Consider the following 13,039-nt stretch of genomic DNA (forward strand, 5'->3'; position numbering starts at 1 on the left):
CAGACCAACGGATACCGGTCGGCGCCTGATGACGTGTTTCGGTTGTCAGAGCAGACCCTGGGATTCCAGGTAGCTGGTTACCGACTGATAGACCTTCTGGGCGTTGGGAGACTGTTCGGCGTATTTCTTCCACTGGTCCCGGGCAATGGTGCGAAATTTGCGACGCTCCTCCGCCGACCAGTCATGAACCGTGATGTCGGGATTGGCCCGGGCCTCCTTGACCGCTTTCTTATCGGCCATGGCCAGCTGGGTGCTGATATCCTGGGCAAAGTCACGGGCTGATACCGTCATGATGGCCTGGATATCCTCCGGAAGCTTCTCCCACTCCTCCAGGTTCATGGCAATCTCGATCAGCGGCAGCGAATGGAAACCGGGGTAGACCGGGTGTGGCGCGATTTCATGCAGGCCCGCCTCGTGGTTGGTGGAGAACACGGTGTAGTCCGCGGCATCAATCACCCCTTTGCTGAGGGCCGTGTACACTTCCGAGCCCGGCAGGTTCACCGGTGCGGCACCAGCGGCGGCAAACACCGACTGCACAAGGCCTTCCGGGGCGCGCATCTTCAGGCCCTGCAAATCATCGACGCCATTCAGCGGCTTCTTCGAAACGAAGGACTCCAGCCCGGTGCCGCCGCCACCCACAAACTTCACGCCATAAGGGGCGTAAAGCTCGTTCATCAGCTCATAGCCACCGCCATAGTTGATGTAATCGATCAGTTGATCCGGGCTTGACCACGCCCCGACGGTGTTGCCAATCAGACCGAATGCGGGATCCTTACCGGAAAAGTAGCCAGTCACGGACACATGGCCGTCCAGAACACCCATGTTCATGGCGCCGAGAGTTTCGGTATGGCTGACAACGCTACCCACGGGCAACAGGTCGATAGCTACGCGACCACCGGTCATTTCTTCGACGCGGTCGGCCCATTCCTGCTGGATCTGGAAATTCTTGACGCCGGAGGGGTCGGATGACTGGAACTTGAAGGTGTAATCGGCCGCAACGGCGCTCACTGCGAAGGTCGCAGACAGCAGGCCTGCGGCAACTCGGGTCAGAAACATGGTCGGATCTCCTGATTGTTGTTTTGCCGGCGTATGTTACCGGTAACATCTGCAGACTATCGAATTCGCAAACCACTTACAAGCCCGGGGAGATTACGGAGAGAGGCGCGGGATAACCCGGCTCAAAAAAAACCGGCCTGCCATAGGACAGACCGGTGAAACGTCAGGGTTTGCGACGTGCTAAAACCTGAGAACTCACTCAGGAGACGCAAGGAATGTCCGAATTCCCAACGTCACTCCTTTGAGTCGCCCAGTCCTCAAAAGTTCCGGAAATGTTCATTTTTTGACCGTTATTTCGGTTTTCACGTACATGTTATCAATCCGGCCTCGGGCAACGACGGCCGGTATTTCTCCCGCAGCGCCAGTACCTGAGAACGATAGGCCGGCGTCAGGTAGGGCAGCTCCAGGGTCAATACCTGGTAGATGCCCTGCTTGAGCTCGGTCAGTGACAGGCTGGCCGGCTCTTCCGCAGCATGGGCGGTTTTCAGGAACGCCATCCAGTTGGTGATCACCAGCCACACGTTCAGGGACATGGCCGAACGCAGATCCTCCTCCTGCGGCTCGATGATTCCCGCCTCGGCCAGCTTCTCGAAAATCCGGCTGATGGCCGCCAGGCAGCGGTTGGTGAAGTCCCGATAGTCGTTGCGCAGCCGCTGGTCGCTGTCGAGCAGGTACTCGAGGTCCCGGTGGAAAAAGCGGTAGCTCCAGAGGCCATCAAACACCGATTCCAGATAGAAGGTCATGTCATCCAGGGTCATGGCCCGCTCTTCCGGAATGTCCAGGTAAAAATCCACCAGCTTTTCATACTCGAGAAAGATCTCGTAGATGATGTCGGACTTGTTACGGAAGTGGTAATAGAGGTTGCCGGGCGAAATCGCCAGGTGCGCCGCAATATGGTTGGTGGTGACATTGCGCTCGCCCCGGTCGTTAAAGAGATCGAGGCTGGCGAGCAGTATCTTGTCTCTGGTTTTCATAGAGGTTTCGGCACGCGTTGTTGTGTCGTTCACAGATGGCCCGATTCGCCACCCGACGTTGCTTGACTCACTAGAGTATATACTCTAATAATACGGTCAGACGCAAATTGCACACTTTTTCGCCAATCCGGCGGCGCCAGACAAAAGCGCCACCCGCGAGCGCGCGACACAGGAGAGAGCATCATGGGAGCCACCGTTGTTCAGCTCACCGAGAGCAAGAAGCAGATCCAGCACACCCACCGGGTGTTCGACGACCAGAAGAAGGCGTTTCGCAACAACCCCATGCCCTCACTGACCGAGCGACAGGAAAACCTGAAGCGACTCAAGCGGGTGCTGCTGAACAACCAGGATCGCCTGCTGGACGCCATCGATCGCGATTTCAGTTGCCGCTCCCGGGACGAGTCCCTGATTGCCGAGGTCATGCCCTCGATCCAGGGCATCAACTACACCCTGAAGAACCTGTCCGGCTGGATGAAGCCGTCCAGGAGGCATGTGTCCGTCCTCTTCCAGCCGGCCAGCAACAAGGTGCATTATCAGCCCAAGGGCGTCGTCGGCGTGATCGTGCCCTGGAATTACCCTCTGTACCTGGCGGTGGGTCCGCTCGTTGCCTCGCTGGCCGCCGGCAATCGCACCATGATCAAGATGTCAGAATTTACACCCCACACCTCGGCCCTGTTCAAGGAACTGATCGAAAGCAGCTTCGCTGAGGACCTGGTGTCGGTGATCACCGGTGAGGCCGATGTGGCCGCGGATTTCTCCTCTCGCCCGTTCGACCATCTCCTGTTCACCGGCTCTACCTCCGTGGGCAAGCTGGTCATGCGTGCCGCCGCGGAAAATCTGACACCGGTCACCCTGGAGCTGGGCGGCAAGTCTCCGGCCATTGTGTCGCCGGACGTACCGATGGAGGACGCCGCCCAGCGCCTCGCTTTCGGCAAGGCCTTCAACGCCGGCCAGACCTGCGTGGCACCGGATTACGTACTGTGCCCCGCCGACCGGGTCCAGGCCTTTGTTGATGAGTTCCGCAAGCAGTTCTCGGAGATGTACCCGAGCCTCCGGGACAACGACGACTACACCGCCATCATCAACGAGCGCCAGTACGACCGCCTGAAAGGGTATCTGGATGATGCCGAAGCCAAGGGCGCCGAGCTTGTAGAGATCAACCCCGCTCGGGAGAACCTGAACGACGGCACCCGGAAGATTCCGCTGACACTGGCCCTGAAAACCACGCCGGACATGAAGCTGATGCAGGATGAGATCTTCGGGCCGATCCTGCCGGTGGTGAGTTACGGTAATCTGGATGAGGCCATCCACTACATCAATGACCGTCCGCGGCCCCTGGCCCTGTATTTCTTCGGCTACGACAAGGATCAGCAGCAGCAGGTTGTGGATCAGACCCACTCCGGCGGCATGTGCATCAACGACTCCCTGATGCACGTAGCCCAGGATGACCTGCCGTTCGGTGGCATCGGCGATTCGGGTATGGGCCATTACCATGGCAAGGAAGGGTTCCTCACCTTCTCCCATCACCGGGCTATTTTCACCAAGCAGAAGTTCAACAGCGGCAAGTTTGTCTATGCGCCCCACGGCACGGCGGCGCACAAGATGGTTTATAAGCTGTTTATTCGCTGATACTCAGGCCTTCCATAAAACAATAAAGAGCCTAAGCCCCCCATGAAGAGTTCGACCTTCACGTCAGCGGATCGGTCTAATGCGACCGATCTCGACCGCCGCAGCTTCCTGAAAACAGGCCTTGGCGGTGCCCTGTTCCTCGGCACCGTCAGTGTGACCGCCGGCCTTGGCGGATGTGCCACGCAGCCGGCCGGGCGGCTCGATGCCGTGGGTTCCCGGACGGACGCCCGCTACGAATTCCAGTTCCTGACCCGGGACGACATTGTGCTGTTCGAGGCCCTGCTGCCGGCCATGGTCGGGCCCGGCCTGCCGGAGCAGCCGCAGGCTCGGAAACGGGCCATTGCCGGAACCATCGAACGGATTGATGCCGGTATTCACCACTTCGGGCCTGCCAACCAGAAAGAACTGCGCCGGCTGTTCGATCTGCTCAACTTTGCGCCCACCCGGGTGACCGTTGCCCGGGTGTGGTCGGGCTGGCCCAATGTAACCACGGCGGAAGCAGATGCCTTCCTCGAACGCTGGCGCACCAGCGGCATCGGGCTGTTCAACAACGGCTACATTGCGCTGACCAAGATCAGCAATGTCGCCTTCTATGGCTACCCCGATTTCTGGCACCTGTCGGGCTACCCCGGCCCTCCGCAGTATGCCGTGAATGCCCTGCCCCAATTTAAAAACGCCTGATCGCCAGCTGATCTGACGGAGCCAAGCATGTCTTTAACCGATCGTATTGCCCAGGGCCTGGCATCAGGCTGGAATGTCACCGACGGCGCCCAACTCACGGAAAACCTGACCTTAGAAGCAGACGTGGTGGTTATTGGCACCGGTGCCGGCGGCGGCACCACCGCCGAGATCCTCGCCCGCAGCGGGTTGTCGGTAATCCTGGTGGAGGAAGGCCGGCTGTATTACCAGAAAGATTTCAAGATGGACGAGCAATCGGCTTACGCCAGCCTGTACCAGGAAGGTATGAGCCGGGTCACCGCCGACGGCGCCATTGCCATCCTGCAGGGCCGGTGCGTGGGCGGATCCACCACGGTGAACTGGACCAGCAGCTTCCGCACGCCGGCCCCAACCCTGAACCACTGGGCCGACCGGTTTGGCCTGGAGGATCTCCGCCCGGCCACCCTCGCTCCCTGGTTTGCGGGGCGCGAAGAACGCCACAACATGGCGCCATGGCAAGTGGACCCGAACGTCAACAACGACATCCTGCGCCAGGGCTGCGAGAAGCTCGGCTACAGCTGGAAAATCATCCCGCGCAACGTCAAGGGCTGCTGGAACCTGGGCTACTGCGGCGTGGGCTGTCCGACCAACGCCAAGCAGGGCGCACTGCTGACCACCATCCCCGGAGCGCTGGACAATAACGCGCAACTGTTCCACAGCCTGCGGGCGGACCGGCTGGTCATGAAGCAGGACCGGATTGATCACCTGGAAGCCTCGGCCTTCGCCACTGACGGCATCACGCCAACCGGCATCCGGGTGACTTTGAAAGCCCGCCACTTCGTGGTCGCCGCCAGCGCCATCGGCAGCCCGGGGCTGCTGCTGCGATCCGACATTCCGGACCCGAATGGACGCGTTGGCAAGCGCTCGTTCATCCATCCGGTCAACGCCACGGTCGCCCAGATGCCTCAGAAGGTGGAGCCCTATTACGGCGCGCCCCAATCCATTTACTCCGACGAATTCAACTTCCGCAACGGCGTCGACGGTCCGGTCGGGTACAAGCTTGAAGTACCGCCACTGCATCCCGGAATGTCCAGCGGCGTGATTCCCGGCCATGGCGAAGCCCAGCTCAACAACATGGCCGGCCTGCCGCACATGCAGTCGGTCATCGCCCTGCTGCGGGACGGCTTCCACCCGGACAGCCCCGGCGGCACCGTCTCCCTGCGCGACGATGGCAGCCCGGTGCTGGACTACCCGATCACCGACTACCTCTGGACCGGCCTGCGCCAGGCCTTCCACACCATGGCTGAAATCCAGTTCGCCGCCGGCGCCGAAAAAGTCCGCCTGATGCACCTGGACTCCGGCTGGTACAGCAGCTGGGCGGAAGCCAAAGCCGCCATCAACGAGCTACCCATGGAACCCCACCGGGTACGCCTGTTCACCGCCCACCAGATGGGCGGCTGCGCCATGGGCAGCGACCCGGCAAGCTCGGTGGTCAACGGCTTCGGCGAACACCACCACGTCAGCAACCTCAGCATCCACGACGCCTCGATCTTCCCCACCAGCATCGGCGCCAACCCGCAATTGTCTGTGTATGCACTGGCCGCGAGAAACAGCACCAGATTGGCGCAAAGATTGAGCAGGGCTTAAGGGGCGCGAGGTAGCCGCGGGGCGGCCACTCCAAAAGTTCGCTCGCGTCGGGGCCAGCTGCTCTGCCGGGAATGTCGAAGGCCATGGATGGCCTGAGACAAGCGCACAGGGATGTGCTTGTAGCGGTTCCCGGCAGAGCAGCCGGCCCCGATGCAGGGCACCGAACTCTGACAGCATTCGCCGGGACCCCGGACTACAGCACACCCCCTGATCCTGCTATCCTGTGTTCCTGATTTATAAGGAGCTGTGCATGCCGAAAGTCATCTACCCGGGCACCTTCGACCCCATCACCAACGGCCACACCGACCTCATAGAACGGGCCGGTCGCATGTTCGATCACATCGTCGTCGCCGTCGCCTACAACCCCAAGAAACAGCCACTGTTGAACCTGGAAGAGCGCTGCGAACTGGTCCGCCAGGCCACCGCGCACATCCCCAACGTCAGCGTGACCGGCTTCAGCAACCTGCTGGCGGATTTTGTCCGGGAACAGGGCGCCACGGTCATCCTCCGGGGCCTGCGCGCCGTCTCCGACTTCGAATACGAATTCCAGCTGGCCGACATGAACCGCCGCCTGGCCCCGGAAGTCGAGAGCCTGTTCCTGACCCCGGCCAACCACCTGTCCTACATCTCCTCTACCCTCATTCGCGAGATCGCCTCCCTCGGTGGCGACGTCTCGGAATTCGTGGATCCGGCGGTCGCCGCAGCCCTCAAGCAGAAATTCGAAAAGGCCTGAAAAGAAAAAGCCCCGGATCCGGGGCTTTCTGTTCCATGAAGGCTGCTTGCTGCTATAGCAGCGGCGGCAGGGGAATCTCCTCGCCATTCACATCCAGCACAAGATCCTGAAGGGCGGCGTTCATGACCAGACGATCGCCCTGCTGTACCAGCAACCCCTGCTTGATCAGGGGGGCCAACTGAAGCTGGACCTCCGGATACTTCTCCACCAGGGCCATAGGCAGGCTCAGGTTCAGGTCGCCGGTCAGCCGCTGCATCACCATCAGCATCTCGGCTTTTTCATCGGCGGTCAGCTCCGGGTGCCGAATCTCGGCGCTGCCGGTCACCTGCCCCTCTGGCGTGGTCACCAGCAACTCGGGAACCCCGAGGCTGAAGCCGGCGGCCGCCAGGTCACGGACCGCCTCATTCACCTGTTGCATGGCCCCCATCTGCTGCTCGAACGCCTCTGGCCCGGCCCCGGAGGAGGCCAATGCCGCGCTCTGCAGCTCAGTAAATCCCGTCATCAGGGCATTCCAGGCCTCGACTTCGAGGTCTTCCAGGGCAAACACCAGGCGTTGCGGACCGTACGTGTCATCGGCCAGGGAGACACCCTCCACCTCGAACGCCACCCGCGAATCCAGGCGCTGCCCCGAATCACCTGCCTCGGTGCGGCTGCGAACCGAAATGCGATCAAGCGTCACGGGCGGTTCCTGGGCCGCATTGAGGCTCAGGGAGTTGACGGCCATTTCACCCGAACCGGTCCATACCTCGCCGGTAAGGTGGTTCATGGTCTGCTCTACCCGGAGATCGGCCAGCCGCAGATTGATGTCCGGCCCCGTGAGTGCAAGCGCGGGCCAGACCACCAGGGCATCGGCACTGCCCCCGGCGTCGCTGATTTCGACCCGAACCAGACCGCCGCTGGTTGAAAGCGACTCGCCGGTGTCGACGTCCACCATCTCCATGCTCGGCGCCTCGAACTCCAACACTGCGGTACCCCAGAGTCGGGTTTCCAGCGTCAGCTGCGGTTCCTGATCAGGAAACCAGTCCTCGCCACTTGGCGACCAGCCACCCAGTGGCTCGAAATCCATCAGGCTGCCGGTCACACCATGGGTAACATCGGCCTGGAAGTCGAAACGTCGCGACTCACCGGTATCCGGATTGATCACGCTGACAGTGCCAGTAACGTCGGAACTCAGGATTCCCCGCTGGTAATCCCCCGTTTCCAGCCGGACAAAGGGCTGGTTGCTGTTTACTTCTTTCGTTGCCTGCTGCCACTGCTGCTGGGTGAGATACCCCACCCCCCAGGGCAGGGCTCCGGCCAGCACCAGCACACCCGCGCCGGCAATCATCCATTTGGCATTCAAACTGCGTTCTCCGTTGGGGATTGAGGTCAGGGCTTGCTGGTCAATCGTTCAAGCAGGACCAGCTGCGAGGCCATGCGCTCCTCGCCCTCGGCTGGCTGGTTCTGGAGGTAGCTGCCGTCGGGCTGCAGCATCCAGGACTGGCAGTTATCGGCCAGGTAGGTGTCCAGGTCCTCACGTACCCTGGCCGCCAGGTCGGCGTCGTCAATCGGGAACGCGGTCTCGACACGGCTCAGAAGGTTTCGCTCCATGCCATCGGCGCTGGTGCAGTAGATATCCGGCCGTCCGTTATTGCCGAAGTAATAGACCCGGGTATGCTCCAGGAACCGGCCAATGATGGACCGAACCCGAATGTTCTCGGACAGGCCCGGCACTTCCGGACGCAGGCAACAGATGCCCCGGACAATCAGGTCGATTTTCACCCCCGCCTGGGACGCCTTGTACAGGGCCTTGATCAGTTGCAATTCCGTCAGCGCATTAAACTTGAGGATGATGCGGCCTTTTTCGCCAAGGCCGGCTTCACGCTCAATCAGGCTGAGCAGGCGCGAATGCAGGGTAAACGGCGAGTGGAACAGCTTCTTGATCTTCAGGGCCTTGCCCATGCCGGTCAGCTGCTGGAACAGTTTGTTGACGTCGTCACCAATGGACTCGTCGCAGGTCATGAAACTGTAGTCGGTGTACAGACGGGCATTGCCGGCGTGGTAGTTGCCGGTCCCCAGATGTACATAACGGCGAAGCCGGCCTTCCTCCCGGCGGACGATCAGTATCATCTTGGCGTGGGTTTTGTAGCCCACCACGCCGTACACCACAATCACCCCCGCCTCCTGCAGGCGGCTGGCCAACTCCAGGTTCTCGGCCTCACTGAAGCGGGCCCGCAGCTCAATGACCGCCGTTACTTCCTTGCCCCGGCGTGCGGCATCAGCCAGGGCTTCGACGATCTCGGAATCGGCGCCGGTCCGGTACAAGGTCTGACGAATGGCCAGCACCTGGGGGTCCTTCGCCGCCTGACGCAACAGATCCACCACCGGACTGAAGTTCTCGAAGGGGTGCAGCAGCAGGATGGGCTGTTTTCGAATGGCATCGAACATCGACTCCTTGCTGCGGATCTGCTTTGGAATCGAGGGCGAGAAGCCTGAATAGGTCAGATCCGGCCGGTCCACCAGGCTGCCCACGGCCATCAGGCGCGTCAGGTTCACCGGGCCGTGGACCTGATACAGGTCGCGCTCGGTCAGGCCGAATTCCTTCAACAGGAAATGCACCAGTTCCTCGGGGCAGTTGTCGGCGACCTCCAGACGCACACCGTCACCGAAACGCCGGCTCAGCAGCTCGCCCCGCAGGGCCGAGGCCAGATCTTCCAGGTCATCCTCAAGCTCAAGGTCGGCGTTGCGGGTCAGGCGGAACTGGTAACAGCCCTTCACTTCCATGCCCGGGAATAGTTCGTCCGCATGGGCGTGGATCATCGAGGACAGGAACACCAGGTTATCGCCGCCGCTGCACACGTCATCCGGCAGTCTTACCAGGCGGGGCAACGAGCGCGGCGCCGGCACGATAGCCATGCCGGTTTCCCGACCGAACGCATCCTTGCCATCCAGCTCGACGATAAAGTTCAGGCTCTTGTTGACCAGGCGCGGGAACGGGTGCGACGGGTCCAGCCCGATCGGACTGACCACCGGCAGGATTTCTTCCTCGAAATAGGTCCGTACCCACTCGGCCTGCGCCGGCGTCCATTCCCGGCGCCTTACAAAATGGATGTTCTGCTGTTCCATTTCCGGAATCAGCACGTTGTTGAGAATGTCGTACTGTTCGCGGATGTAATCGTGGGCCACCCGGCTGATTTCCGACAGTGCCTGTTCCGGCATCATGCCGTCGGCACCCACCGTTTCCCGGCCGTACTTCATCTGCTGGCGCAGGCCGGCGACCCGGATCTCGAAGAACTCGTCCATGTTGCTGCTGAAAATGCAGCAGTAGATCAGGCGATTGATCAGCGGATGGGTGGTATCCAGGGCCTGCTTGAGCACCCGGTAATTGAACTGGAGCTGGCTCAGCTCCCGGTTGAAGTAGTTTTCCGGGGCGTCGAGATTGACCTCTTCGCCCACCGGGGGCACGTCCACCGGTGCCGGAACACTTCGCTCCTCCGTTGCCACCTGTTGCTTCGCCGTTTCCGTCGTCATGATTCCTCGATTCCAGTCAGATCGCCTTCAGTGGCGATACATACATTTCGCTACCCGCCCCGACGATCCCGCAGCAGACGGGCCGCACGCACGGCGAAGTAGGTCAGGATGCCGTCGGCACCGGCCCGGCGCATGGCCATCAGGCTCTCCATCATCACCGCATCGCCATCCAGCCAGCCGTTCTCGGCCGCCGCCATGTGCATGGCGTATTCGCCGCTGACCTGATACACAAAGGTCGGCACCTGCAGTTCGGCTTTCACCCTGCGCACAATGTCCAGGTACGGCATGCCCGGCTTGATCATCACCATGTCGGCGCCCTCCGCCAGATCCATGGCCACCTCGTGCAGAGCCTCGTTACTGTTGGCCGGATCCATCTGGTAGGTGGCCTTGTTGCCCTTGCCCAGGTTGGCGGCGGAGCCCACGGCATCACGGAACGGTCCGTAGTAGGCGGACGCATACTTGGCAGAATAGGCCAGAATGCGGGTGTTCACATGGCCCGCGTTCTCCAGCGCCTCCCGGATGGCGGCCACCCGGCCATCCATCATGTCCGACGGCGCCACCACATCGGCCCCGGCATCCGCGTGCGACAGGGCCTGGTTAACCAGGGCCTCGACAGTCACGTCATTGAGCACGTAGCCGTCGTTGTCGATGATGCCGTCCTGGCCGTGGGTCGTGAAAGGATCCAGGGCGACGTCGGTAATCACGCCGAGCTCCGGGAACTGTTTTTTCAGGGCACGCACTGCGCGCTGGGCCAGCCCGTCGGCATCCCAGGCGCCCGAACCTGAGAGGTTCTTCTGCTCCGCCGGCACGACCGGGAACAGGGCAATCGCCGGAATGCCGAGTGCCACCACCTCGGCGGCCTGCTCCACCAGAAGGTCAATACTCAACCGCTCCACCCCCGGCATGGACGGCACCGGCTCTCGCTGGTTTTCCCCTTCCAGCACGAAGACCGGGTAGATGAGATTATCCGCGGTAAGCTGGTTCTCGCGCACCAGCCGCCGGGAAAACTCACTGGCCCGGTTACGGCGCAGACGCGTCGCCGGGAACGCTCGGGGTATCGGATTCGGCACGAACAACCTCCTGAATGGCTGAACAGAAACTCTGATGGAAAGTGGCGGCGCCGCAGTGACGCCCGAGCCCCCATCATACACGGCCATGGGGGCCGGTTGCAGACTCCCGGAACAGGTTAACCGGTGATCATGACCGGACGGTTACCGGATGGAATCCAGGGCCTCGGCCCGAACCTGTTCCGTTTCGTTGAAATGACGACCACGCAGTCGTTCAAGTGCATCCGCCAGTTCCGGTTCGGCCAGTCCCGACGCGAGTAACCGGTCCCGTTCCGTGGCGTACGCCTGCCAGCGCCTGTGCCAGGCATTCTGCTCCTGCTCTACCCGGGCAAGCCGATCGGCTGCCTCTGCACCAAAGGCCTGTTCGCGCCAGGCCTGCAGCGCCTTTGGATCATCAGCCAGCGCCTGTCGAGCCTGCTCGTAGTCGGAGAAACGCCGGGTCTGCTCACGGGCCTCGCGCAGGGGCTCCGGCAACAGACGTTCGGCCTCGCGCTGGGCCTCACGCCGCTCATCGGGCGAGAGGGTGTCATTGGTCGCAATACGTCGCAGCTCCAGCTGGAACCGGTCGTTGGCTTCCTCATCGGCGAAAAAGGCGTCGACGGTAGCCGCATCCAGCCAGGTCCGGCGCAACCCGTGAACCTCGGTCATCCGGCGCTGCATTTCGCCGATGTCATCGGCAGCGGCGCTGCCATAGGATTGCTCAAGCTCAGAGACCGCCAGCTTGTAATCGAGATAGGCACCCAGAACCGATCGGGCCTGGGATCGGGCCGGCTCTGGCAGGGTGTCGAGTGCCGACTCAATGCGCGCCACCAGCTGTGGCAGCGTCTCCTCGCCCAGCGCCGACAGGAAGTACTCGAACAACGCCCTCAGCTCGGCGCTCGGGATGAGATTGCCCAGGCGATCTGTTCGCGCCCAGCCATCAGGCACAGAGGTGCCCCGAAGGGACGCGGGCAGGGTCTCGGGCACCTCGGGAGCCACACTGTCACTGACCAGGGCGGACGGTTTCTTGGGACTGCCCGGCGACACCGCCGGTGGCGCCGGCGCCTGGACCAGTGGCTCAGAGTTTGCTGCAATCTGGTCTGACGCCGTGTCCTCGGGCGTCAGCAGCAGGCCGAACAGTACAACACCGGCACTGATCACCAGCAGGCCGACGGTCAGCCGGGTCAGGGTTTTCATGGCCACTTTTCGATTCCCGAGCCAGCAATGGGTTGCACCTTGCGGTTTTGGTGGCAAGGCAGAGGAAATAATGCAGGAGGATAAGACAAGGGGGCAAACGATACCGAGACCGGCATCAAAAACAGACCGGGGCACCGGGCCCCGGTCGGTCCTGCGAGCACTCAGAGGGAGCGGTTGTTAAATCCCACTTCCACTTTGCGCGGCGTATCAGAGCGAAAAGAGGTATCCACTTCCTGGATTTTGCCGCCCTGGCTCAGGAATGCCTCAATGTCGGCCTGCAGCTGGGCGCGCACCCGGGCGCGACCGGCTATGGAATGGTTGTCGTCGTTGTCGCTGGTCCAGCTTCCGGACTGCTCCAGGTTGCTTTCGTCGAATTCACTCATGGTCTTTTCTCCATCAACGAAAACAGAGGGCCGAGTGCTGCACCCCCGCGGGGAAGCCCACTCCGTATCGACGGGACGCCATCGGCGACCACATCTTGGCGTCTTTATAATCCGCTTTTTCTGCCGGCGCTATTTAATGGCAACGCCTTTTTTGTAAATTTTTGTAACCCACAATAAACATTTGAATTTGCTCAGCGAATTCTATAA

The 13,039-nt window shown here is 61.5% G+C and carries 11 protein-coding genes; 4 read left to right on the top strand and 7 right to left on the bottom strand.

All coding sequences use genetic code 11. The annotated features are described in order from the left end of the window. Positions 1-45: 45 nt before the first annotated feature. Both ACFC20_RS12425 and ACFC20_RS12430 read right to left on the bottom strand, forming a co-directional pair. A complete protein-coding gene (locus ACFC20_RS12425; RefSeq protein ID WP_375193281.1) occupies positions 46-1,056 on the bottom strand; it encodes a TRAP transporter substrate-binding protein in 1,011 nt (336 codons plus the stop codon). A gap of 302 nt (positions 1,057-1,358) precedes the next feature. Further along, positions 1,359-2,030: a TetR/AcrR family transcriptional regulator gene (locus ACFC20_RS12430; protein ID WP_375193282.1), complete on the bottom strand. Its 672-nt coding sequence runs from the start codon at positions 2,028-2,030 to the stop codon at positions 1,359-1,361. A gap of 183 nt (positions 2,031-2,213) precedes the next feature. Here ACFC20_RS12430 and ACFC20_RS12435 point away from each other — a divergent pair, with 183 nt between their 5' ends. From ACFC20_RS12435 to coaD, 4 genes are all read left to right on the top strand, one after another. After that, positions 2,214-3,659, top strand: coding sequence for a coniferyl aldehyde dehydrogenase (locus ACFC20_RS12435; protein WP_375193283.1), 1,446 nt, complete (start codon positions 2,214-2,216; stop codon positions 3,657-3,659). 42 nt (positions 3,660-3,701) lie between these two features. After that, complete coding sequence (locus tag ACFC20_RS12440; protein WP_375193284.1) at positions 3,702-4,340, top strand: hypothetical protein; 639 nt, start codon at positions 3,702-3,704, stop codon at positions 4,338-4,340. Between the two features lie 27 nt (positions 4,341-4,367). After that, positions 4,368-5,963 (top strand): GMC family oxidoreductase N-terminal domain-containing protein, encoded by a 1,596-nt coding sequence (locus ACFC20_RS12445; protein WP_375193285.1) that lies wholly within the window; start codon positions 4,368-4,370, stop codon positions 5,961-5,963. Positions 5,964-6,213: 250 nt separating this feature from the next. Then, positions 6,214-6,696 (top strand): pantetheine-phosphate adenylyltransferase, encoded by a 483-nt coding sequence (gene coaD / locus ACFC20_RS12450; protein ID WP_091988391.1) that lies wholly within the window; start codon positions 6,214-6,216, stop codon positions 6,694-6,696. A 52-nt stretch (positions 6,697-6,748) separates the two neighbouring features. Here coaD and ACFC20_RS12455 read toward each other — a convergent pair whose 3' ends face one another. The 5 genes from ACFC20_RS12455 to ACFC20_RS12475 form a co-directional block, all read right to left on the bottom strand. Further along, complete coding sequence (locus tag ACFC20_RS12455; protein ID WP_375183343.1) at positions 6,749-8,038, bottom strand: DUF945 family protein; 1,290 nt, start codon at positions 8,036-8,038, stop codon at positions 6,749-6,751. A 26-nt stretch (positions 8,039-8,064) separates the two neighbouring features. After that, positions 8,065-10,206 carry a polyphosphate kinase 1 gene (gene ppk1 / locus ACFC20_RS12460; protein ID WP_375193286.1) on the bottom strand — a complete coding sequence of 714 codons (2,142 nt, stop codon included), beginning with the start codon at positions 10,204-10,206 and terminating at the stop codon, positions 8,065-8,067. Positions 10,207-10,256: 50 nt separating this feature from the next. Next, a complete protein-coding gene (gene hemB / locus ACFC20_RS12465; RefSeq protein ID WP_375193287.1) occupies positions 10,257-11,276 on the bottom strand; it encodes a porphobilinogen synthase in 1,020 nt (339 codons plus the stop codon). 141 nt (positions 11,277-11,417) lie between these two features. Continuing rightward, positions 11,418-12,449, bottom strand: a complete 1,032-nt coding sequence (locus ACFC20_RS12470; protein ID WP_375193309.1) for a lipase secretion chaperone — start codon at positions 12,447-12,449, stop codon at positions 11,418-11,420. A gap of 161 nt (positions 12,450-12,610) precedes the next feature. Next, positions 12,611-12,832: a hypothetical protein gene (locus ACFC20_RS12475; RefSeq protein ID WP_091988402.1), complete on the bottom strand. Its 222-nt coding sequence runs from the start codon at positions 12,830-12,832 to the stop codon at positions 12,611-12,613. Positions 12,833-13,039 lie beyond the last annotated feature (207 nt).

Origin of the sequence: Marinobacter sp., from assembly GCF_041984545.1 — a bacterium.
In the GTDB taxonomy this organism is placed as follows: Bacteria; Pseudomonadota; Gammaproteobacteria; order Pseudomonadales; family Oleiphilaceae; genus Marinobacter.